General features: G+C 45.5%; 20 protein-coding genes. 11 read left to right on the plus strand and 9 right to left on the minus strand.

What is annotated here, in order from left to right; all coding sequences use genetic code 11:
- Position 1 precedes the first annotated feature (1 nt).
- The 5 genes from PPO43_RS11830 (at position 2) to PPO43_RS11850 (ending at position 4,493) form a co-directional block, all read left to right on the plus strand.
- Complete coding sequence (locus PPO43_RS11830; protein ID WP_272618026.1) at positions 2-904, plus strand: EamA family transporter; 903 nt, start codon at positions 2-4, stop codon at positions 902-904.
- 220 nt (positions 905-1,124) lie between these two features.
- Complete coding sequence (locus PPO43_RS11835) at positions 1,125-1,904, plus strand: hypothetical protein (protein ID WP_272618028.1); 780 nt, start codon at positions 1,125-1,127, stop codon at positions 1,902-1,904.
- A 254-nt stretch (positions 1,905-2,158) separates the two neighbouring features.
- The gene (locus tag PPO43_RS11840) at positions 2,159-2,590 is read left to right on the plus strand and encodes a hypothetical protein (RefSeq protein WP_272618030.1); all 432 of its coding nucleotides are present in this window, start codon (positions 2,159-2,161) and stop codon (positions 2,588-2,590) included.
- A 3-nt stretch (positions 2,591-2,593) separates the two neighbouring features.
- Positions 2,594-3,358, plus strand: a complete 765-nt coding sequence (locus PPO43_RS11845) for a leucine-rich repeat domain-containing protein (RefSeq protein WP_272618032.1) — start codon at positions 2,594-2,596, stop codon at positions 3,356-3,358.
- Positions 3,359-3,374: 16 nt separating this feature from the next.
- Positions 3,375-4,493: an AAA family ATPase gene (locus tag PPO43_RS11850; RefSeq protein ID WP_272618034.1), complete on the plus strand. Its 1,119-nt coding sequence runs from the start codon at positions 3,375-3,377 to the stop codon at positions 4,491-4,493.
- 58 nt (positions 4,494-4,551) lie between these two features.
- Here PPO43_RS11850 and trxA read toward each other — a convergent pair whose 3' ends face one another.
- Positions 4,552-4,872 (minus strand): thioredoxin, encoded by a 321-nt coding sequence (trxA, locus tag PPO43_RS11855; protein WP_336298909.1) that lies wholly within the window; start codon positions 4,870-4,872, stop codon positions 4,552-4,554.
- A 143-nt stretch (positions 4,873-5,015) separates the two neighbouring features.
- Between trxA and dacB the strand changes: the two genes are divergently transcribed.
- Together dacB and PPO43_RS11865 are read left to right on the plus strand one after the other, a co-directional pair.
- Positions 5,016-6,476 carry a D-alanyl-D-alanine carboxypeptidase/D-alanyl-D-alanine endopeptidase gene (gene dacB / locus PPO43_RS11860; RefSeq protein ID WP_272618036.1) on the plus strand — a complete coding sequence of 487 codons (1,461 nt, stop codon included), beginning with the start codon at positions 5,016-5,018 and terminating at the stop codon, positions 6,474-6,476.
- A gap of 163 nt (positions 6,477-6,639) precedes the next feature.
- Positions 6,640-7,527, plus strand: a complete 888-nt coding sequence (locus PPO43_RS11865) for a lysophospholipid acyltransferase family protein (RefSeq protein WP_272618038.1) — start codon at positions 6,640-6,642, stop codon at positions 7,525-7,527.
- 332 nt (positions 7,528-7,859) lie between these two features.
- On the opposite strand, the gene PPO43_RS11870 is transcribed toward PPO43_RS11865, so the two are convergent.
- From PPO43_RS11870 to PPO43_RS11900, 7 genes are all read right to left on the minus strand, one after another.
- A complete protein-coding gene (locus PPO43_RS11870) occupies positions 7,860-8,597 on the minus strand; it encodes an energy transducer TonB (protein WP_272618040.1) in 738 nt (245 codons plus the stop codon).
- A gap of 47 nt (positions 8,598-8,644) precedes the next feature.
- The gene (locus tag PPO43_RS11875; RefSeq protein ID WP_272618041.1) at positions 8,645-9,037 is read right to left on the minus strand and encodes an energy transducer TonB; all 393 of its coding nucleotides are present in this window, start codon (positions 9,035-9,037) and stop codon (positions 8,645-8,647) included.
- A 267-nt stretch (positions 9,038-9,304) separates the two neighbouring features.
- Positions 9,305-9,766, minus strand: a complete 462-nt coding sequence (locus tag PPO43_RS11880) for a hypothetical protein (RefSeq protein ID WP_272618043.1) — start codon at positions 9,764-9,766, stop codon at positions 9,305-9,307.
- 6 nt (positions 9,767-9,772) lie between these two features.
- Entirely contained in the window at positions 9,773-10,789 is a 1,017-nt protein-coding gene (locus PPO43_RS11885; RefSeq protein ID WP_272618045.1) for an FAD:protein FMN transferase, read from the minus strand.
- A gap of 214 nt (positions 10,790-11,003) precedes the next feature.
- On the minus strand, positions 11,004-11,780 hold the full coding sequence (locus tag PPO43_RS11890; RefSeq protein ID WP_272618047.1) for an MbnP family protein: 777 nt from the start codon (positions 11,778-11,780) through the stop codon (positions 11,004-11,006).
- Between the two features lie 7 nt (positions 11,781-11,787).
- Positions 11,788-12,294: a DUF4442 domain-containing protein gene (locus tag PPO43_RS11895; RefSeq protein ID WP_272618049.1), complete on the minus strand. Its 507-nt coding sequence runs from the start codon at positions 12,292-12,294 to the stop codon at positions 11,788-11,790.
- Between the two features lie 211 nt (positions 12,295-12,505).
- Positions 12,506-13,714, minus strand: a complete 1,209-nt coding sequence (locus tag PPO43_RS11900; RefSeq protein WP_272618051.1) for an exo-beta-N-acetylmuramidase NamZ family protein — start codon at positions 13,712-13,714, stop codon at positions 12,506-12,508.
- Positions 13,715-13,831: 117 nt separating this feature from the next.
- On the opposite strand from PPO43_RS11900, the gene PPO43_RS11905 reads away from it, so the two are divergent.
- From PPO43_RS11905 to PPO43_RS11920, 4 genes are all read left to right on the plus strand, one after another.
- Positions 13,832-14,737 (plus strand): DUF72 domain-containing protein, encoded by a 906-nt coding sequence (locus tag PPO43_RS11905; protein ID WP_272618053.1) that lies wholly within the window; start codon positions 13,832-13,834, stop codon positions 14,735-14,737.
- Between the two features lie 8 nt (positions 14,738-14,745).
- Positions 14,746-15,603 carry a LysM peptidoglycan-binding domain-containing protein gene (locus tag PPO43_RS11910; protein WP_272618055.1) on the plus strand — a complete coding sequence of 286 codons (858 nt, stop codon included), beginning with the start codon at positions 14,746-14,748 and terminating at the stop codon, positions 15,601-15,603.
- A gap of 199 nt (positions 15,604-15,802) precedes the next feature.
- Positions 15,803-16,360 carry a hypothetical protein gene (locus PPO43_RS11915; protein ID WP_272618057.1) on the plus strand — a complete coding sequence of 186 codons (558 nt, stop codon included), beginning with the start codon at positions 15,803-15,805 and terminating at the stop codon, positions 16,358-16,360.
- A gap of 284 nt (positions 16,361-16,644) precedes the next feature.
- Positions 16,645-17,382: an RluA family pseudouridine synthase gene (locus PPO43_RS11920; protein WP_272618059.1), complete on the plus strand. Its 738-nt coding sequence runs from the start codon at positions 16,645-16,647 to the stop codon at positions 17,380-17,382.
- A 227-nt stretch (positions 17,383-17,609) separates the two neighbouring features.
- On the opposite strand, the gene PPO43_RS11925 is transcribed toward PPO43_RS11920, so the two are convergent.
- Entirely contained in the window at positions 17,610-23,279 is a 5,670-nt protein-coding gene (locus PPO43_RS11925) for an alpha-2-macroglobulin family protein (RefSeq protein WP_272618061.1), read from the minus strand.
- Between the last annotated feature and the right edge of the window lie 78 nt (positions 23,280-23,357).

Here is a 23,357-nt window from a genome sequence, read left to right on the forward strand (position 1 = left end):
TGTGTTTTATCTCCTCTTGAGTATTCTTTGCTCAACGGCCTTGATAACGGTTTTCAAGCTCTTTCCCCGCTTTGGGATCGATACTTTTGGGGCCATCGTCATCAACTATTTTGTCTGTGTGTTGGCCGGAAGCTTTTACACGGGCCAACTGCCCGATTTAGGGGCGCCTTATATGCCCTATGCCCTAATTTTAGGGGTCATTTTTATCAGTTGCTTTTATGCGGTGGGCATGACGGTGCGGCTATTTGGCGTAACGATTTCTTCGGTCCTCCAAAAGATGTCGCTTCTGATTTCGGTACCCTATGCGATCCTCGCCTTTCATGAGCCTGCCGGCAGCTTTAAAGTTATTGGTTTGGGCTTGGCCTTTGCGGCTGTTTTGGCCAGCAATTGGCCCGAAAAACTAGGGGAGGGCGATAGCCGAAAACAAGAGCGACAACAATATTTGGCTCAGGGCGGTAGCCTGCTTTTACTTTGGTTCTTCCCCATCTATAGCTTTGGCGGCAGCGGCCTAATAGAGGTGCTTTTGCAGTTTGTCCAACAAAAAGTTTTGCTAGATCCCGAAGGAGATTCCGCTGCTTTTTCCACCGCCATTTTTGGCTCGGCGGGCTTGGCGGGCGCTTTGGTCTATCTCTATCAACTCCTTAGCGGCAAGGCCAATTGGTCTTGGAAAAACCTAGGCGGTGGGCTAGCATTGGGCATTCCCAACTATTTTTCCATTGTTTTTTTACTTTTGGCCCTCAACGTTTGGGACAAATCCGTGGTCTTACCCATCAACAATATCAGCATCGTAATGGCCACCGCCCTAATAGGCCTTTTCTTCTTTCATGAACGTTTGTCAAAAATCAATTATATTGGGGTGCTTTTAGCCATTTTCGCTATCTTATTGATGGCCTATTCACAATGATTTTGGGGCCTCCGCCTCGCTGCGCTCGTCGGCGCTACGTTGCGGGGCTCGCTCTTCGCTCGGCCCTGCGCCGCCCAAGGCGGCTGGGTCTGGCCCTGCGGGCCACCCCTCCACATCGCTAGGCCAGCGGGCTGGCGATACCGCCAGCCAGAGCAGCGCAGGGCAAAGCCCTGCGCCCCAAGCGCGGGCTACCCCATTTGCATGCATTTAAATCAGTACAATGAAACAGATACTAATTGCCAGCCTTTTTCTTTTTTGTGCACAGTGGAGCTGCGCACAATATTATGCCTATGGCGGTTATGAATACAGCAGTTTTCAATCGGATGAACTAGATGCCATTGTGGCGGAGTTCAATGATCGAGAGGCGCATAGTTTAGGCAATTTGCGGGCTTTGCATGGCTATCGTTTTGGTATTGGTCGTTATGCCGAGCTAACTGATGTTGCCTTGGGGTTTGGCTATTTGGGCCGTAAGCTCAGTAGCGTCAATCCGCAATTGCTCAAAGAAACGGCGGAGTTAGAATATAGCCTCATTTCGGCAGATGCCAGCATTGGGTATCGGCCTTTCAAGTCTAAGTTTCATAGTATTGGGGCCAGTTTGCACATGGGCCAAATGCGTTATCGCTATTCTTTTGGAGGCGATTATTTGGTCCCGATTAAAACCTATAATATTTGGGGCGAAATATATGCAGAATTGGCCTTTCCCTTTCGCTTTTTGCTCAAAAAGGAGCAAAGAGACCGCTTATTTTATATCTTTAAGATTCGGCCTTTTTATCGGGTTTATCGTCCTTTGGACCTATATGCTTTGCAGCGGGATTTCAATTTGGACCAGAATGTAGGCTTTAACCAAATCAATCAAAAAGGAGGGCAGTTTGGGCTCCGCCTATCGATTGTGGTTCCTTTTCTAACAAAAGAAGAACAAGTTCGCTATAGCCGAAACCCCAAAGCGGCCAAAAGAGCGCAACTAGAGAAAAAGTACAGCACAAAAACAGGAGCAAAATAAGGCTGTTAAAGGCCTAGCGATGTGCAGCAGTGGCCCGAAGGGCCAGACCCAGCCGCCTAAGGCGGCGAAGGGCCGAGCGAGCAGCGAGCTGCGGAACGTAGCGCCCGCCGAAGGCGGGAGGCCCCAAAACAGCAGCGAGCTGCGGAACGACAACAAGGCCTTTAGGCCGCAGTTCGACGACCGAAGGGAGTAACCGCCCGCCAAAGGCGGGAGGCCCAAAAAAATATTCTAATTCAAAAACAAAAAACGAGCGTATGAAAAAGCTAATCACTTTAGTAATTGTGGCTTTAATTGGTTGGATTGTCTATGTATCTGTCTTAGGCACGCCTGAGGATAAAGCCGTTCGAAATGAATTGTTGGGATCGGCTAAGGACTTTGGACAGACCGTGGTAAAAGTATTTAACCATGAAAAGGACAAGGTAGAAGCAGGCACCTATGATGAGGTTTTGGACAAATTGGACAAAGCCATTGACAACTTGAAGAAGGCCGATGAGGATCAAGATTATGCCCAGAAATTAAAGGATTTGGAGGCTGAGCGTCAGCGGATTAAAGAAATGCTGGCTGCAGGACAGAATGCAAAATCGGCTCGTTCTGCACAAGACCCAAATGCGGCTACTCAGGAAGATATCCGTAAACTGGCGGAAGAGGTGGTAAAGGTTTCTGAAGAAATGGAAAAGAAAAAATAGTCCATGCAAGCGGCAGAACTAGCAAATTTAAAGCGTTTATTAGCGGCAGAAGACGGGCGAGAGTTGGGCCTCGTATTGGCTCAGTCTTTTGCTGCCCTGCCTGCAGATGCAGAGCTGGCCGAACTGATTGTTCGGACGCCAGCAGGCTTACTTTGGGCCATAGAAAGCGGTCAAGAAGCGCTTTTGTCTGTTTTGGAACAACTGAGTTTGCACTATGAACCTTTAGCGGTTTTGCCGCAGCCTTTGGGCTATTTATCTAGCTTGCGTAGCTTGAGCCTTAGTCATAACTATCTATCCGACTTGCCCAGCAATTTAGGGGATTTAGTAGCTTTGGAGAAGTTCCACATTCATTATAATGAGTTGACCGATTTACCAGAAAGTTTGGGGGAGTTGCCTGCTTTGCGTTCCCTTTCGCTCAATAGTTGTGGCTTGAGTCAATTGCCTAATTCTTTGGCCCAGTTAGAACAGCTACAAGAGCTCATTTTGATGGATAATGAATTGACGGAGCTACCTAGAGCCTTGGCTCAGCTGCAAAATTTAGAAAAGCTGATTGTTCGAGGCAATCGTTTGCAGCGACTACCCGAAGAGCTTTGCGCCTTGTCCAAACTTCGGATTTTAGATTTAGGCGATAATGAAATTGATCGTTTGCCCTACAATCTGCCCCAATTGAGCAAATTACAAATGCTGCACCTAGAGCGCAACCAACTTTCTAGTGGCCAAAAGCGAAGCTTAAGCAGCCAATTACCCAATGTAAACATTTATTTTTAGAGAACTACCCCAGCTTATGTCCATATCAGAACAACATAATTACCTCTATTACGGGACCAAAACCAATGCCTCTGAACTTCGTAGTTTTGTAGAGCATATCTTGAAAACCAATGAGCGGATGGAGCAGCAAAATCGCCCCAAAACGCCCATTTGTATTTGGGGAAAACACGGTATTGGAAAAACACAGTTAGTGGAAAGTATAGCCCGTGAAAAGGGCTATCAGTTTGCCTATATTGCTCCAGCTCAATTTGAAGAAATGGGTGATTTGGTGGGTATGCCACGCATTGATGAAGCGGGCAGAACGCAATTTTCTCCCCCCGATTGGGTGCCGCAGCAAGAAGGACCAGGCATCCTCCTTATTGATGATGTAAACCGAGCAGATGACCGCATTCTTAGAGGAATTATGCAGCTCTTGCAAAACTATGAGCTAGTTAGCTGGAGCTTGCCTAAAGGTTGGCAAATTGTTTTAACGGCCAATCCCGATGGGGGCGATTATTCCGTTACGCCTATGGATGATGCCATGCTCACCCGCATGATGCACATCACCATGGAGTTTGATGTGAAAGAATGGGCCAAATGGGCCGAAGAATATGGCTTGGACCCTAGAGGAATTAACTTTGTATTGACTTATCCCGAAATGGTCACGGGCGAACGAACAACTCCCCGCTCTTTGGTGCAGTTCTTTGAATCTATTGCCGATATTCCTGATCTTTCTCAGGAGTTGGGCCTTGTTCAACTTTTAGCTGATTCTGCTCTGGATAGCAATACCGTGGCGGCTTTTCTCTCTTTTGTCAATAACAATTTGGCCAAATTGATTAGCCCAGAAGATATTCTCAATGCTAAAGACTTTAAGCAAGAAGTGCTTTCTCCAATTAAGTCGGTAGTTTCTAAAGGTAGCTTAAGAGTAGATATTTTGGCCACAATTTGCACGCGTTTGGTCAACTTCCTTAATATCAATAGTATTAAGCCAAACAAAGAACAGTTGCAAAATATCAAGTCCTTTATCAAAATTGACTTTCTGCCCAATGATATCCGTTTGGCGATGGCCCAAGACTTAGTCGCCTCGCCCAATAAACACCTCAAAGTGATAATGACTGATCCCGAAATTGGGAAGTTGTTGTTGCAGAAGATGTAAAACAAAAAAGGAGCTTGACCTCAGGTCAAGCTCCTTTTTTAAAATAGGGTAGGGGCAATTATACGATGTACTGCTCCAATTTAGACTTCAATTTAGCCTTAGTAGTCATGCCTACTTGGCGGTCTACAACCTCACCATCCTTAATCACAAGAATAGTGGGAATAGAGCGAATATTATACTTCATTGCAATCTCCTGGTTGCTATCGATGTCTACCTTACCTACAATAGCTTTGCCTTCAAACTCTTGAGAAAGGTCCTCAATGATGGGAGCAATTGCGCGGCAAGGACCACACCATTGTGCCCAAAAGTCAATAAGTGCTACTTGTCCAGATTCAAGTACTAGGCTATCGAAGTTGCTATTTGTGATTTCCTTGGCCATGATTTCAATCTTTGGTTTTAAATATTGTAAATATGCAGCCCATCTAAGGGGCTTTGATTATTTTGTTGTCGTAACAACGAAATTAACGATAAAGTTTGAGAACTGAAAACCGCCTAAAAAATATTTAACAGATTCCGTCTACTATGTCTAACAAATTTAGCTTTTTCTTTTGTTTTTTGCTACTTCTTCCAAGCCTTATTTTGGCCCAAAACCGCCTAGAAATGGCACTTAAGGAGTTTGAGCAGGCCCCAGAGCTTCGCTACGCCTCTATCGGTTTTGCCGCTATTGATATCGATAAAAACGAACTGATCGCCAGCCGAAATCCAGAACAATCACTGATTACGGCTTCGACCATGAAGGCCATTACGACTAGCACTACGCTGGCCCTTTTGGGCGCCAATTATCGTTTTGCTACTTATCTGGAGTATGATGGCTACATTAAAGATGGGGTTTTGCATGGCAATCTCTATTTTAAAGGAACAGGTGACCCCTGCTTGGGCTCGCCTTATATGGAGGATATTCCCAGTCTAGACGAGCTCTCCAATGAATTTTGCGAGGCTGTCCGCAAAGCAGGTATCCAAAAAATTACAGGCCTAATTATTGGCGATGGTAGCCATTATGATAACTCGATTATGGTCCCTACCTGGCAATGGATGGATATGGGCAACCATTATGGAGCAGGCGTTTCTGGCCTCAATTTGCACGATAATCTTTTCTATATGCAATTTCAACTGAGCGCCAGCCAAAGCCGTGGCCCCAAGTTTTTGGGCTGCGAGCCTGAAGTCCCTAGCCTAGAGGTCATCAATGAGCTGGAAACAGGCAAGCCCCGCTCTGGCGATCAATCCTACATCTATACGGCTCCTTATCATCCCCAAGCCTGGATCCGCGGAAGCCTACCTCAGGGCAGCAAAAAGTTTAAGGTAAAGGGCGCCGCGCCCAATCCAGAGTTGTTTGCCGCACATTGGCTCTGGCGCTCACTCAACGCACAAGGCATTCGCTGTTTGCGCCAACCCGTAACGCACCGAAACTATAAAATGGCCGAAAAACGCCGTCGTTTTCATACGCATTACTCGCCTCCCTTGGCCCAAATTATCCAACATGTCAATGAAGCTAGCCGAAATCTCTATTGCGAGTCCTTCCTCAAAACATTAGGCAAAAAGTTTAAGCAGGAAGCCTCTACTGAGGCGGGTGTTGGCGTGCTTATGGACTTTTGGGAAAAACGAGGTATTTCTACCAAGGGCTTCTTTATGCAAGATGGCTCTGGACTCTCCGCCCGCAATGGCGTACCCGCCAAAACCATGGCCCAAATTATGCGCAAAGTCTATATCGATCAAAAAAGCTTTCCCAATTTTTATAATCTATTGGCTGTAGCAGGCAAAACAGGAACTTTTAAGTACCTTGGCCGCAAAACAGCCCTAGAGGAAAACCTACACGGTAAAGGCGGCTCTATGAATCGCGTTCGCTCTTATACGGGCTACGTCAAAAGCCGATCGGGCCGCAAAATCGCTTTTTCTATTATCGTCAATAATTATAATTGTGCATCCTGGACCATCCGCAAAAAGCTAGAGAAAGTCTTGCTGGCTATGGCCGAATATAATCAGTAGCATTTGGGGCCTCCGCTGCGGCTTCGCCTTGCGGCGCTACGTTCCGCAGCTCGCTGCTCGCTCGGCCCTTCGCCGCCTTCGGCGGCTGGGTCTGGCCCTTCGGGCCACTGCTGCACATCGCTAGGCCAAATAGCTTTTAGCTGCATTTCATAACTCAGAACTTATGGCAAAATTTTCAGATCATTTGGGGCTTTGGGCCTTTAAGACCGTGCGTTTTAGCTTTCAGCTAACGCCTTTTTGGCTTTTATATGCCTATTCCAATTTTCTTTATTTGGTCCTCTACAAATTGTTGGGCTACCGCAAGCAGGTGGTCCGAGACAATTTACTGCGCTGTTTTCCCGAAAAAACAGAAGCAGAAAGAAGCCAAATAGAACGGCAGTTTTATAGCCACCTTTGCGACATCTTTCTGGAGAGCCTAAAGGGCTTGAGTATGAGCGAAAAAGAAGCTGAAAAACGCTGGAAAGTCGTCAATGGAAACATTTTGGACCCCATTGCCCAAAAACAAGGGGCTGCGGTTTTGGCTGGAGCTCACTATAACAACTGGGAATGGGGTGGAGCAGGTCTTGGCTTTCAAACGCCTATGCTCAGTATGGTTATTTATAAGCCTATGGCCAATAAATTGATTGAGGCTGAAATGCTCAAGGGCCGAAGTTTGTCGGGCAATATCATTGTACCAACTTATGAGACGGCCAAGCAATTTGAGGCGCATAAAGCAGATTCTCCGCTTTTGGTCCTCATTGCCGACCAAAACCCGAGTAGCGTGAAAAAAGCGCATTGGGTGGAGTTTTTTGGCCAACAGACGGCCACGATTCACGGTCCAGCCCGCTATGCTCAAAGCTATAATATTCCTATCTATTACTTTGATGTGCAAAAAATCAAAAGAGGAGTGTATGAGGTCCATTTTGAAGAGCTCATTAAGGATCCTCAGGCGCATACAGCCGAAGAAATTAGCCAAATTTACATGGCTAAAGTAGAGCAACAAATCCGAAAGGATCCCGCTTATTGGCTTTGGTCGCATAAGCGTTGGAAGCATAAGCCACCGCAGGCTTAGGGCCAAGGAAAAGGGCAGAAAAACCATGGTTTTTCTGCCCTTTTTTAGGGTTAAGCGGAGCTTTGTTTTGGTCCTTTTGCGTTGGGCAGGCGGCGAAGCCGCCGCAAAGGAGCGAAGCGACGCGGCTGAGGGATGGAAAAGGGTGGCCGAAGGCCAGACCGAGCAAAAATGCGCAGCATTTTTTGCGAAGGGCCGAGCAGACCTGCGAGCCCTGACACAGCCCGACCCGCCCGATAATTCATGAGGGTTTTAACCCTCATTTTGTATAGCTTCGCAAAGCGATACCGCTTTGCGCTGGGTTTTAACCCGGCGGAAGGGGCAGCCCCAAATCCTTAAATCAGTTCTAAATCTCTTTGGACGACGACCATTTCGTAACCATCTTGGATATGGGCTCTGAGGAAGAGTTTTCCTTTTCGGCGAACTTCTTTAAAGAGGAGTTGGACCTCTTCGGTCCAGAAATCTTGAGGTTGTTTGAGGTAGATGGTATGCAGCTTTTTTTTGCGCCAATAGGTAATTTCTAGCTTTTGGATCTTGAAATTTTGGCCTTCGATGCTGCGCACAAAAAGCGATTGTTCTTGAAAAAGGGCTTTGAGGGCTTTCTTTTTGAGTTGATTACTTTGGCTGGGGCCCGACCAGAGCAATTGGTACTCATTTTCTTGGGCAATATGTAGTAATTTATTGAGTTGGAAGCGGATAGGCAGCTCGATCCAGCTTTTAATAGCTTGGCCATTTTCTAGAGCGGGCTGAAAGCCTTTGATTCCTCTTAGGGTTTGCATGACGGCCTCATTGAGGGCTTTATTTAGGCCATTTAAGATTTTGACTTTGGCAATTTGGCCTTGTTCATCAACTTCAAAAGCGGCAACGATAACCCCTTCAACTTCTGCTTGCAGGGCAGTGTCTGGGTAGGGGCAGTTGAGATGGATATACTCCAAAAGTTTTTTTCGGCTACAATCTTCTTGTTGGGCCAAACTGATGAGCGGGTCGCTGCAAGAGGGGAAAAGGGCTGGGCGAGTTTCTTGGGCCCAAACTGCGCTAGATAAGAGTAAGCAGCAAAAAATATAGTAAGGCATAAGTGAAAAGCATTGGCAAAAAAAAAGACGGCTCAGCCGTCTTTCTACTAATTCTTAAATTTAACATCGATTTCCCATTCCATATCTATCGGGTTGCCTTCGGGGTCGGTGCCAGGAATCCATTTGGGCATCAGGTTAATTAGGCGGAGAACTTCCTCATCGCAACCATGACCAAGGCCTTCTTTGACTGCTGGAGAAGTAATGCTGCCATCAGCTGTTACGGTAAAACTCGCCACAACTGTCCCCACTACATTAGCATCTTTGGCGGCTTGTGGATGTTTAAGATTACTAAAAAGAAACTGCAACATTTTCATATCCGCGCAGTCATAATCTGAGACATCCTCACAACCTGGAAAGCGGGGCTCTTCTCCTTCTTGGGCATGCAATTGGCTGATGCCAAAGCTGCTGATTAGGAAAAAAAAGGCAAAGATTTGTTTCATAATATCGTTTTTTTCTAGGCCCAAAATGGGGAGACTTGGGCAGTCAGTAGTTCTTAATAAGTCTTAATTTGTAGGCAGAGGTTTATTTACGTTCTCCTCTCTGAAAATCATACCAAAAAAGACCTATTCGTAATATCTCTTGTTTAGACTTTTGGGGTGGGAAGTGATTTATTTTGCTTGATTAGCATAATTTAGGGCAAAAATCGCCTCAAAACGCCATTTTTGGAATAAAAGTTTTGACTTTAACTAATAAATTAGGTATTCCACCTAGGCCCGGATACTGGCTTTTTCCAGCTCAATTTCTCCTGGAGAGCAGTCTCTCCAAGGCACTACGCCAGACCAAGGACCAATTAATTTATATTTACTATCCTGAAACCTAAATTTTAAGGGCATTTTCTTTAGACACCAGGCGGCCCTTTCCTTTATTTCTTCATTGGTAATTTCAATATCTTCTAAGGTTACTTTGGTCCCTTCTAAGCGGCCTTTTAGGTTAAAATAACCAAACATTCGCCCAGCCCGAATCATCCCCGTTCCCACAATATCTTGTCCGTCTAGGCTAATCTCAATTTCGTAGTAGTAGGTCCGAGCAATCCCCCCTTTGTCTTGAGTGAGCTTACCCGTCCATTTTCCAGCAAGCATGAGTGGTGCCATAACGGCCAACTCTTTTTCTTGGGCCTGCAAATTGGGCCACAAAAAGAATAAACTTGTGAGTATTAAGAAGAATCGCATAAGGCATTATTGTTTAATCCAAGTTTTTGCTTTGGGGGTCGACCAAGTCTGTATTTGTCCCAAACTATCTACATAAATTAAATGGGCTTCTAGCTCTTTGTAGTTGGGCAAAAGCTGCTGTGCCCGCTCCAACCCCATGGCCATACAAGCGGTAGCCCAAGCATCGGCCCGCCCACAATTAGGGGCAAAAATAGAAGCGCTGAGCAGCTGGCTTTTTTCGGGATAACCCGTTTTTGGATTGATCGTATGCGCATATTTTTGGCCCTCGACTTCGTAAAAGTTACGGTAATTTCCAGAAGTGGCCAAACTATAGTTTTTTAACTCGACAATATTCTGAATTTCTCTTAAGCCAGCATCTGTTTTGGGCAAATTAATGCCAATGTACCAACCCTCGGCCCCCTCCTGATGCCCCCGCAAACGCAATTCTCCCCCAATTTCTACCATATAATCCCGAATCCCTTGAGCCTCCAAATAACGCCCCAATTCATCCACCGCATCTCCCTTGGCCAAGGCACTAAAATCTAATTCACTGCCCGCTTCGGTCTTATACAAATAGCCTTTTTCAAGCTTTAACTGACCAAAGGCACAAAGCGCCCGCAAACTGTCCACTTTTTGGCTGTCTACCGCTAATACAGGCCGTTTTTCGGTATAGCCAAAGCCCCAATAATTAACCAAAGGCATCAGACTAGGGTCCAACCAACCCGCTGTCTCTCCAAATACTTGCTTGGCCAACTGATAGTTGCGCAAAAAATGTGGCCGATCATCTACCTTAATGCCTTCCTCAGATTGATTCCACTGACTAATCGTAGAACTGGGAATATAGGTCGATACTTCTGCATTAATTTCCCCCAAAAGGGAGTCGATAGCCGGCCCAAAATTACGCCCCAAACTATCTCGGTAATTAATGCTGTAACTGGTCCCCATCGTCCGACCACTTAACTCTAAATAAGTCGATTTTTGAGGCCTAGAATTACAACTCGCTAAGCCAATTAGACTGAGCATTAAATAGATAAGGTTTTTCATACTATTCTCTTTTTGGGGCCTCCGCAGCAAAGCTGCGGCGCTAGGTTGCGGGGCTCGCTGTTCGCTCGGCCCTTCGCAAAAAATGCTACGCATTTTTGCTCGGTCTGGCCTACGGCCACCCCTCCACAGCGCTAGGCCAAGGCGCTTCGCGCCTTTCTGGACCTAAAATGGCCCAAACTCTTCCTGAAAAGGAGCTTGGGCAATAAATTTATTGTTACGGAATCTGAAATGCATTGGCCATATTTTGGCGAATCTGTTGCACAATCTGGCTAGAATCATCTCGATTAAAGGCTACCCCCCGCAATAAATCTGAATAATCTAGGGCTAAGGATAAGCTCAAATTTTCATCAAAAGAACCAGAAAGGGCCAAAGGCAGTTCTACCCAAACTGTATCGCTCAGTACATATTGGCTGCTATCTAGACCCAGTACGGCTTGCATCTCTGCTGAGCGATAAGTCCCATTTTCATATAAACTAGCCGTAAAATTACTGCTTAGGGCCAAGCTACTTTCGATCTGGCTGGGCGCCAAATCACTCCAGTTAGGATCTGCCCCAACCAAAAAACGTAGCCGATCAAATTCTCTAGCTTGATCAAAACGGCCCAAATCATACAAAAAGCTATTATTTCTCCAAATGGCAATATCGCTAGCTAAATAGCGGCTGCTGCCATTGGCCAAGGGATAGAGCAAACTGTCTTGTACCCGCCACCATTGCCCATCATGATCGCGCAGGGCAAAAGAAGATACAAAAAAGCGAAATTGTTCTAATTGAAAGCTATCGCCTTGCATATCTGGATATTTGCTGGACCAGCTAAAACTGCTGGTATCGGCCCAAAGCCCTGAGCGGTTGAGCCGCAAACCAAAATATTCGCAACAACAATCGGTATCGGCTTCTGGGGCATAATTTTCTGCAGTGGGGTCAGTGCAGCCCTCTTCCAAATCGCAGGCTGTAGCCAAAAACAGCAGCCCTAGCGCCGCAAATAAATATTTCATACTTAAATTATTTCGCTTTAAAACTCCATTCAAAATAAAAGCGAGAAACCAAAATATCTTGACCATCTGGACCAGTCATATAGCCTTCAGAAATGACTTCAATGCGCTGGCCTTGGCCCGTATCTATGGCCTTTTGCATACAAGTTTTAATTTCTTCTCCCTGCTCGCAAACGAAACGAGCGGTTTTATTGACCTTTTTGAAGTATTCGGCCCGCATGCCCGTAATCAACATAGACATTTTTGGTCCTTTATAGAGGAGCATATTGGCTAAAATCCCTGTAGACAACTCAGCGGCTGCTGCTTGGGCCGCAAAATAAGTTGATTTAAACGGATTTTTAGAATACCAACTAAATGGGAGATGGACAACAGAGCGCTCATGCGTTAAGGTCTTCATTTTTACGCCCATAAACCAAGCGCCAGGCAGCTGGCTAATCAAAAAGAGCTTTTGCTTGAAAGGCGATAAGAAGGATTTCATAAACTCTGGGGCATATTGCCCTAAAACAGGAGGTTGCATAATAATATGATTGATGATTGATGATCGTTTGGAGCTGCCGGCTATTTAGCCGGCAGTAGGGCCGCAGGCCCTAAATGGCCTAGCGCTGTGGAGGGGTGGCCGAAGGCCAGACCGAGCAAAAATGCGCAGCATTTTTTGCGAAGGGCCGAGCGAATAGCGAGCCCCGCAACCTAGCGCCGCAGCTTTGCTGCGGAGGCCCCAAAATAAACACTTAAGGATAAAGTAAATACTTTTGGCGCAATACCTTATAGTGTTCTAGTTCTTTGGCCCAGCGGGCTCTGATTTGGGTTTCGTTTTCTCCGTTTTGGATGGCTGTTCGGAGCCAGCTATTGCCCACTAATTTATCGAAAAAAGCGGCTTGAGAAAAGAATTTTTGCTGTAAGTTGGCAGGGGCCTTTGCATAAGCTTGCAAAAAGTATTGAAGAGGGATTTGGTTTTGGGTTTGCAGGCTATCTAGGGTAGTTGTGGAGAGGTCTTCGCCCCAGCAAAGTTTTTGGTTTTGGACGGGGGATTTTGCGCCGGGCATGGGCACTGGTTTAAAGGAGTATTGGCGGCTGGGGAAGGCGGGATGTCCGTAGCATTGAAATTGTTTTTGGGTGCCTCGGCCAACTGAAAATTGGGTACCTTCAAAAAGGCAGAGGCCTGGATAGAGGTAAATGCTGCGCATATTGGGTAAATTGGGAGAGGGCTTAATGGGCAGCTCATAGTATTTATCGTGTCGATAATTGAGGCAGGCCACATATTGCAAATCGCATTGGAGGCTATCGGCCAGCCAATATTCCTCGTTAATCATGCGGGCATATTCGGCCAAAGTGAGGCCGTGTACAATGGGAACGGGGTGAAGGCCCACAAAGCTGCGCTGTTCTTTTTCGAGAATTGGTCCATCTATATAATGGCCCAAAGGGTTAGGGCGGTCGAGGACCAAAAAGGGAATTTTGGCTCTGGCGCAGGCCTCCATCATATAGGTCATGCTAGAGCTATAGGTATAAAAGCGGACGCCTACATCTTGGATATCAAAAATGACCAAATCTAAATCGGCCAATTCGCTAGCTTTGGCTTGGCGGTTTTTGCCATAGAGCGAAACAATGGGGAGGCCCGTTTTGGGGTCTTTGGCATCTAGAATTTTCTCGCCACGGTCTGCAGTCCCTCGAAATCCATGTTCGGGGGCAAAAATCTTTTTGACATTTAGGCCCAAGGCCAACAAGCTATCTACCAAATGTGTTTTTTGAATTGTAGAGCTATGATTCACCAGCAAGCCGAGGCGTTTACCTTTAAGGTAGGGGAGATAGTGGTGCATTTGCTCTGCGCCCGTTTTGATTTCGGGGGCAAAGACTTCGGTTTGGGCTGGGGCCTTTTGAGGGGGCCAGAAGATAAAAACGGGTAGACAAATGGCGGCAAAAAGGAAGTAAATTGGGCGCATATTCTAGATTTTGGCTGAAGATAGCGTCTTTTGCCCTTAAAAAAAAGTAGCCCTTTTAGCGACTAAAATTAAAATGAGTTCAAGACCTTTGTGTCTTCAGGACAAAAAAAGCGATCAATGAAATTTGGCAAACTTACAGATATTTCCGGGGTAGATTTTTCTTTACCCGCACTTTCGTCTAGAACAGAAGCCCTTTTGGCTGGGCGATCTCCCAAAAAGCCCGCTGTATATATTGGCTGTACGGGCTGGGCGATGAAAGAGTGGGTAGGGCGTTATTATTCGCCGGGGACAACGCCTAGAGATTATTTGCGGGCTTATGGGCAACAATTTGATGGAATTGAGTTAAATTCTACACATTATCAATTGCCCAAAGTAGAATTATTGGAACGTTGGCGAGAAGAAACCCCTGCTAGTTTTCGCTTTTCGCCCAAACTGGGGCAAAATATCAGTCATGCGGCCGATTTGGGCATCAATTTGGGGCTGGGGCCAAGTTTTGCAGAGCGTTTACAAAGCTTGGGTTCTCGTTTGGGCTGGGGCTTTATGCAATTGCCCCCGCATTTTGGTCCATCAAAATTGCCTTTATTAGAGCAATTTCTAAAACAGTATCCGCAAAGTCTGTTTCCCATTTGTATAGAAGCTCGCCAAGCCGATATTTTTGCCGATCCTTTGGCCCGCAAAGACTATTTTGACCTATTACAGCATTATAAAGTGGGAACTTGTATTACTGATGTTGCTGGCCGAAGAGATGTTTTGCATCTTGAATTGACTGCTCCTGTATTGATGCTTCGCTTTGTGGGAAATGGATTGCTGCCTAGCGATTATGAACGAGTAGATGCTTGGATCGCCAAAGTAATTGAGTTGCAAGAAAAGGGAATTAGAGAATTTTATCTCTTTTTACACGAACCCGATAACATCTTGGCGCCCGATATTTGCCAGTATATGGCGGAACAATTGGCCGAAAAAACAGATTGGTCCATCAAAATTCCAGAACCTTATCAAGACCCCCAACTCCAACTATTTTAACTAAATTTATGCCTTATATCATCTTTCTACTTCTCCTTTTCGTAAGTCAATTAGCACAGGCTCAAAATATTAAACTTGCTCCAGAAGATAGCGTCTTTGTAGATATCAGTGGCGGAAGAGTTTATCTTTTGCATCAGGTAAAGCACAAGCAAACGCTTTACTCTATGAAAAACTTTTATCAAATCAAATTGGCCGATCTCTATTATTGTAATCCAGGATTGTCCGATAGAAGTCTCAAAGTAGGCGAAAAATTACGCATTCCAATTAGCGCCAAAGCTATTTTGCGCAGCAAACCTCGTCCTTATGTAGATAGCAATTATGTAAAAGTTTATTATGAGGTAAAAGCTAATGAAACCCTCTGGAGAGTCGCTCGCAAACATTTCAATATGCCCGTAGAACTACTCCAAAATCGCAATCAACTGAGTGCTGCAACACTATACGAAGGCCAACGCCTACAAATAGGTTGGTTCTCTTTGAAAGGAGTTAGTGACAGCCTAAGTCGACATACAGGCTTAGACGGTGCACTGGCTGAAGAAAATCGAAAATGGCGAAAAAAATACGAGTTGGGCCTCATCCGAGGGAAAAGCGAAGCCGCAGAAGAAGGGCGCGCCTGCTGGCCTAAATATGAACAACTTAGTCAACAAACTAGTGGACTTTACGTTCTCTATGATGGAGCCCCAGCTGGAGATGTAATCCTAATCGAAAACCCTATGATTGAACGTCGAATATATGCAAAAGTTTTAGGATCTGTTCCAGATACTCCCTTTGCTCGCGGCTCAATCGTTATGCTATCGCCAACCAGCGCTCAAGCATTGGGCATCCTTGATGCACAGGCTTATGTGAAGATAAGAAAGCTTGTTAAATAAGATAGCTTTAACAGCTTAACATTTGGATTTATTACTGATAATAAAGAGATTGTGGTGTTTTTTAAGACCCAAAGTTAAAATAATATACAAAATATCACTTATTTTGTGACGACCAATAAAAGACAACCAACTTAGCCTCAACGGCCTGAATAAATTCCCCATTCATCAGCTGTTTTTACGAACTTATATAATGGACCGTATGAAGTATCAAAGTTCCTATTCTTACCTCTTATACCTTTTTAGCTTTATCGTACTAACCGCCTGCAATCAAGGAAATGAGAAGGACCTACTCCAACTCCCCAAAGAAACTGTTTATATCTCAGATGGGTTTTTTCAAGATGAAGCAGAAACAGAGGGAGAAGAATTAACTACCCTAACTGAACAAACAAGATCCAAAGTTGGCCCACTAAAAATTGCTCATCTCAAGCGGCCCTATAAACGAAAAGGCAATAATCCTGAAGAATTGGCCAAGGCATCGGTTTGGTACGCAATCAAAGCCGTTTACCCCGAACCTTTCCAATCTCCTGGACTAGAAGTCCTCAAAGCGGATGTAGAAGCTAGCCACCTAGTCATGGACCTCAAAATTTCTTGGAGAGATCAATGGGTGACCAATCCCTACATCATCAAAGGTCAACTCAAAGTTCATCCCGATGGCAGTAAAGGAAGCTTTCGCATCAAAGAGAAAAACCTAGAAGCCGAAGCCCTAGAACTTACCCATGCCAACGCACCTAGTCTAATTAAACTTCCCCAACTATAAAGACTTCAGGGCATTTTTTCAAGCCCCCAAGTAGCTTTCGTAAAGATTATTTACGGAAGCTGCTTTTTTTTTGGATCTTTGGGGCCTCCGCAGCAAGCTGCGGCGCTAGGTTGCGGGGCTCGCTGTTCGCTCGGCCCTGCGGCGCAAAGCGCCTTGGTCTGGCCTTCGGCCACCCCTCCACAGCGCTAGGCCCAAAAAACGCCTTGCAGGCGCCAAAATCTGCCCTGCGGGCAGAAGAAAAAAGGGCCAACTGTCTCTGCATTACATTAGAACGCTAAATTAAAATGGCAAAAAAACTAAACTATCAGCTTATTGCTGAAACTAAGGACTTTATCGTGGTCAATAAAGCGCCTGGCTTGCTTAGCATTCCCGATCGCTTCCGTCCCGATGAAGTACCCAATCTCTATCATATTCTACAAGCCGATTTTGGCGAAATTTATATTGTACACCGTCTAGATAAAGATACTTCGGGAATTATCTGCTTTGCCAGAACAGCCGAAGCACACAAAAATTTGAGTCTTCAGTTTGAAGAGCGCAAAACCAAAAAGACCTATTGGGCTTTGGTTCTTGGGCAACCTTATCCCGCAGAAGGCCGAATAGATGCTCCAATTGCCAAACACCCAACTATTGCGGGCCGTATGGCTGTAGCCAGAAAGGGAAAACCCTCTATTACTGACTATTCTACATTAGAAACTTTTAAGCGGCATAGCTTACTCGCTTGCGATATTTTAACGGGCCGCACTCACCAAATTCGCTTGCATCTTAAGCATTTGGGCCATTCTTTATTGGTGGATCCTAGTTATGGTGGTCAAGAGCAATTTTTCTTGTCTGAAATCAAGGGCCAAAAATACCGTTCGGCCAAATATGCAGAAGAGCGTCCACTGCTACAAAGAGTGCCCTTACATGCCTATCAACTTCAATTTGCAGATCCCAGCAGTGGTGAAACCTTAGATTTTCAGGCAGATCCGCCCAAAGATATGCAGGCTACGCTCAACCAGTTGAGAAAATGGGCCAAGGCTTAATTTGCTCTTTGGCGGGCTGCGGCAGAGCCGCAGTTTTTTTGGCCTAGCGATGTGCAGCAGTGGCCGTAGGCCAGACCCAGGCAGCTTTGCTGCCGCAGGGCCGAGCGAACAGCGAGCTGCGGAACGTAGCGCCCGCCGCAGGCGGGAGGCCCCAAAACAGCAGAATAAAAATAAAAAAGCGCTAACCGTCTCTCGGACGGCTAGCGCTTTTCCAATAGTAGAGGGGCCTAGTTAACCTCTACCCAACCGCCAGCTTTATTGGCAAAAATGCTGTGGTCGTACATAGCCTCACAAGATTGGTGGGGCAAGTAAAAGCGGCCTTTATAGGCGGCATTCAAATAAATTTTGAAGGTCATTTTTTGGCCAGCGCCCAAATCAAAGAAGCTATAAACGCGATCATCGCGGATGTCTTGATAATCGGCTCGGCTATCGCCAGCGCCTAGGGCGGCATTCATGCGGTTGGACAAAATCTCCCAGCCTGCGGGAAAAATTTGTTCTAGGGCCAGTTCTTCATATCGGCCTCTTTGGCCGGGGTTGGCCACCTCAACAATCGCCATAAAATCGGTGCCTTGTTTAATTTGGTTAATATCTAGCTTATTACCTTCCAAATCTTGGTATTTAACCGTCAATTTGAGGTCATTGCTAATCTCTTCGGTTTCATTTTGTAGGGCTTGCCCCTCTAGTAAAACCTGAACAAAAAGCGGTGCGCCACCTGTATTTTTCACCTTAAGGGTTTCGGCTTGGCTACCGACAGGCAATTCGGTTTCAAAAATTGGAGCTTGCTCAAGTTCTGCATTCTCATTGAGTTGGGCAAAGCTAAAGTTGTAGCTATTTTTGGCTTGGGCGCCTCCTTTTTGTTGTTTGACAAAATCGGCAGCGGCCAAAAGGGCGTAGGCGGTAGCTTGGGTAGAGTACCAGTGATCTGAGCTAAGTTTTTGGGCCAATTGCTGTAGCACTCTAGTCGCTTGAGTTTTTTGCCCAAGGCGATTGAGGGTTTCCAGAATCATAGCTTCATCACGGAGGTCAGAGCCATAGGTATAGCTTAGTTCTCGGTAGCTACCCACCTCTTGAGGCAAGCCTTGAATCATGTCTTTGGCCAAGCGGTTATTGCCCGTAAGAGCATAGGTTGCGGCCAAGCGCCATTTGGCGTTGGTAGTCAGTAAAGGCTGATTGCGTAGCAAATTCATAGCGGCTAATTCGGCTTTGCCGGCTAGGGCCAAGGTATAAAGGCGATAGGCCTGCATTAAGGGGCTATTAGACTGATGGTCCAGTTGTTGTCCTCGAGGCATTCGCCAGATGCGCGACATACTTCTCTGGTAGTTTGCCCAATTGTCGAGCATGGCTTGAGGCACCAAATAGCCTGCTTTTTTTGCGGCCAATAAGAAGTGGCCAGCATAGCTACTGCCCCATTCGGAGGCTTCACTTCCGCCAGGCCAGTAGGCAAAGCCACCAGTAGCGGTTTGGAAGCGGGCCAAGCGGTTAATTGCGGCTTTAACATTTTTCTCTACTTCTGCTGATTCTTTTTTGCTTAGGGGCATTAGTGAGCCCAAATACAATTGTGCAAAAACGGCAGAAACGGTTTGTTCCACGCAGCCATAAGGGTAGCGTTTGAGGTAATCTAATCGCTTTTGTAGGTTAAGGGCTGGAATACGAGAGAGTTCTAGGCTTGCTCTGTTTGTACCAGGCATTCCAATGCGGGCCAGGGCTTGTTCCCAGCTTTCACCGGGTTGCAAAACGGCCGCATAAGTTTTGCTAATGCGGGGATTAGGGTTACGAACTTGGACCTCTAATTCATAGGTAGCCGTTTTTCCAGCAGATTTGGCGATAACCTTAATTTGAGCTACGCCCAATCCTTCTGCGGCTTCAATTTCAAAGGAAAGCATTTGTTCTCCAATTTGGTCAAAGCGGAGTTTCTGGCTTTTTTCTCCTTTAATTTGAAGCAATTCATTGGTCTCCAAACTGACTTCTACATCTTTAATATCTTCTTCCATGGCAAAAACCGTAACGGGCAAGGCTAGGCGTTCTTTAGGCGAGAGCACTCTAGGCAAAGAGGCCAAGGTCATGAGGTCTTTACGGACAGGAGTTGTTTTTTCGGCTTGACCATAAGCGGCATCTTGAGCGGCCACCAACATGGTTCGAACCGAACCGATATAATTGGGAATCTTAACTTGATGTTCGGCTTTGGCGCCTGCTTTAAGCTCAAAAGGGCCTAAGTAGCGGACCATGGGTTTAAATCGATTGGCTTTTTTGGCTTGAGCGGGATCAATGCCACTACCACCACCAACAGTAATAATACGGTCTAGTTGTTGGCCAAAAGCGCCTAAAACTTGCCCATAAAGGTCCCAAGTTTTTATACCAAGAGCTTCTTTTTTGTAGAATTCTGGCCAGAGGTTAGGCGTTTTAAATCGCGTAAGATCTAGCAATCCTTCATCAACCATAGCAATGGTATAAGTCATAGGACGGCCTTTGGCCTCTTGAACCTTAATACTCACCGTACTATTTGGTTGTAATTTACTGGGCATTTCTAGTTGTGGTTCTAAACGGGTAGCGGGGTCCTCTACACGAATTGGAATGACTCCGTAGCTTCGAATAACTAAGTCATTTAGCGTATTCTGATGGGGCTGAATTAAGCTGATATGCGCATAGACAGTAGGGCTCATTTTGTTATCTACCTTAAAGCGAACCTCTTGAATTCCTTTTTGGTTATCTTGAATTTTAATCCAGCGGTGCTCTAAAATCTTTTTCCCATTTTCCAAGCTCAAGAGGGCGCGGCCCGTTTTGCCTGCGGGCAATTGAATGACTACTTCTTCTCCTGGAGCATAAACATCCTTATCTGGAGAAAAAGCTAACATACTGGCGGCAGATCGGTTGCCAAAATCGCTATCATCCCAAGGAGAGCCAGCATAGAAAAAGTCACCGGTACAGTGTCCGCTACTTTCTTCGGTTACTCGGACCAAATAGCGGCCCCATTCTTCTGGAGTTACTTGATAAACAGCTTTTCCTTGAGCATCAGTGGTCAATTCCATCGTAGAAATAGCCCCTTTGTGATAGCTACTGCTAAAACGAGAAAGGTTCTCGGAATCATTGTCCCACCACCAGCGCCAATCGAGGCGATAGAGGCCGACTTTGACTTTGCGGTTGGCTAGCGGTTGTCCTTGTTGATCGACGACAACAAGGTTAATTTTATTGCCATCATTGACTTTTAGGGTTTTTCTTTCGCTATTATCTTTTGGAATTTCAATGCCGACATAGGCCGTAAAGGGAGAAAAAGGCATAGAGAAATTATCTACACTAAAATCTCCACCAGATTCAAAGGCACGAACATTAAAGCCAGCTCGAAGTCTTCCCGCGGGCAAGGCTTCGAGTTTAATTTCTCCCTGTAGTTGAGCAAAACCTTGTTCGTTGAGGCTAGCGTCAAATACGGTAAAAGGGCTGCCCTCATAGTTGAGACGGCTAGGGTCATCAAAAATGAAGTTTTTATAGTTTTCAAAGTTGGTAGGCATAGGACTTAAGCTCATCTGCACTTTGCTGCGGATTTTAGCTGCTGGAGCGCCATGCAACCATTTCACTTTGAGGTCGGCTTTGAGTTGGCGGTCTTCTGCAAAAAGCTCGTCTTTGCCAAAATCTAGGTTGATTTTAAGGCGGTTAGGCTTAACCGTCTCAATCATGATCCTTTTGCTGAAATTCAAGCCACCTGCTTCAACTTCTGCAGACCAATTTCCCGTAGGAGCATTGTCTTCGGTCTTAATTTTAAAGCTATAGACCCCATTTAGGTGTTCGCCTTTTGTTCGGCTATAAACTATCTGTCCTTGAGGGTTGCGCAATTGCAATTTGAGTGGGTATTGAGTTGGAAGAGCCTCTTCTTTGCTTTCCAAAACAACCGTCAAGAAAAGAGAATCGCCTGGGCGCCAAACGCCCCGTTCTCCATAAATGCTTCCTTTTAAGCCTCGTTGATTATCTACTCGGCTTCCACCAACTTCAAAACGACTGAGAGAGAGATTGTTTCCTCTAGCCATGCGCAAGTAGCCTTTTTGGTTGTTGTATTCTGCAACAACTACTGCAGGTTCATACTTTGTGGTCGTTTTTGCAAAACCATTTTTATCGGTTTGCAATTCAGCCATGAGCTGTTGAAATTTATCGTAAATTTTAATTGTGGCATTACTGATAGGATCTGTAGTTCTAAGATCAGCTAATGCCAGTAAGATTTCTCTATTCGGCCCTCTTTTGGCAATCATCCCAATATCAGAAGCTAAGAGGTTGCGACGTATAAAACGATTGTGATTGTAATAATCATCAGTACAAGGATCATTACGTCGACTATAGCTGTAGTAATAAAATTCTTCTCGATCAAAGAAACTGACCAATTCTTGGCTTTCTTCCTCTTCTTGATAGAGGGGAAGCGTGCTTTCTAGCCCCAATGCCGCCGAAGCCCCACAACCAAAGGCCTGATACTCTTTTCTAAAGGCGATAGCCACTTGATAAATAGCCCCAGGTTCCTGCTTGATGAGCTCATCTAAAGCAATGGCGTAACGGGTCCACTCATTAGGATTGGCATTGGGGGCCAAATCTTGCAAAGAAACCCGCTTTTGTACCACAACCCGACCCAGATAATTGAGGTATTGGTCGTCTAGATTATTGTTTTGCAAAAATTGCACAACATTATTTTCATAGACCTTGATTAGCTGTATATCAACCGCCTTGAGATTGATGGCCTCAAAAGGAAAGAATAAGCCTTTATTATTGGGCAAAATAGTTCCTTCTCCCAAGAGCCGAACAGCAGGCTGGGCCGACTGAAGTGTGGCTTTGAATTCCTGTTGCCCCTTGAGCTTATCGCCCGAAAATGAACGCAAATCCTCATTGAGCACCAACTTGAAATCTCCAGAAGTACTTTTGTTTCGAGGAATACACTTTAACTCATTTTTCTCCGCAAAAATGTCAAAACGACGACTCACTTCGGTATCACCCTGAAAAATACTGATGTAATCTATTTCTCGCAAGCTGTTGTAAGGGCGAATAAGGTCCGAATTATCTGGCTCTGAAGAACTATACTGCGATAAAGGCTGAGAAAACTGCACTGCAAAATAAGGATAGCCCGATTCATCATTCAAGACCTTTACTTGCATGACCTTAAAAAGCTCCGAAGGCATTTTAATCGTATCTACGCCCGTTTTTTCAAGGCCCAATGCCTTACCATCCCAGCGCAAAAAGAGCTCTCCATCTTCACCACCCTTTTTGAGCTGAATGTTTTTAACTGTAAACTGATGCGTTCTTTGATCTGCCTGATGCTTCCAAAGCAACTCCAACTTTTCTTGGCCCGGATAATCAACCGTTAAGAGCTGTTGCACATCTTCTGGACTAGCTACATCGGCCGTATATATCGTACCCTCAAGCTCCAACAAATGCGCCTGATTCGGGTCTGGAATATAAATGCGATGACTGCTTACCTCAAAATCTTGAGGCAAAGCCTTAAAGGCAAACTGAAAGTTTTCTAGGCTATCAGGTACCTTAGAAAATAGTTTGTTGAGGGCTAAGGTCCCCCTGAAAATTTGTTTTTGTGGCCAGCTTTCTTCTGCCTCAAAACGCAGCGTAGCCGCATTTTCCCAAATGAGCTTTCCCTTAACCGCGGGCTCAAAACTCAAAAGTTCAGAATCGGCCATTTGCCCAATTTGGTCCTTATTGACCAAATCAGATGAAAAGCGAATCAGAATGGGATCGGCTCTAGAAATTAGGCCCGAACTATAAGCCGAAATGTAATGCTTATAGGCTTCGTTGGGCGTCTGAAATAATTCTTGCTCGGTGGCGGGCTTGCTTTTTTTGCTACAAGCACTCAAACCCAACAATAAAAATCCCGACAGCAATAAACTGCTCCAAAAGAAAGGGGAAGAAAGTTGACGCATGGGTAGGTTATAATAGAGGTTAAAAAAGTCGTTTTGTTTTGGGGCTGCCCCTCGCTTCGCTCGGGTCGGGCTGTCTCG

Origin of the sequence: Saprospira sp. CCB-QB6, from assembly GCF_028464065.1 — a bacterium.
GTDB lineage: Bacteria > Bacteroidota > Bacteroidia > Chitinophagales > Saprospiraceae > Saprospira.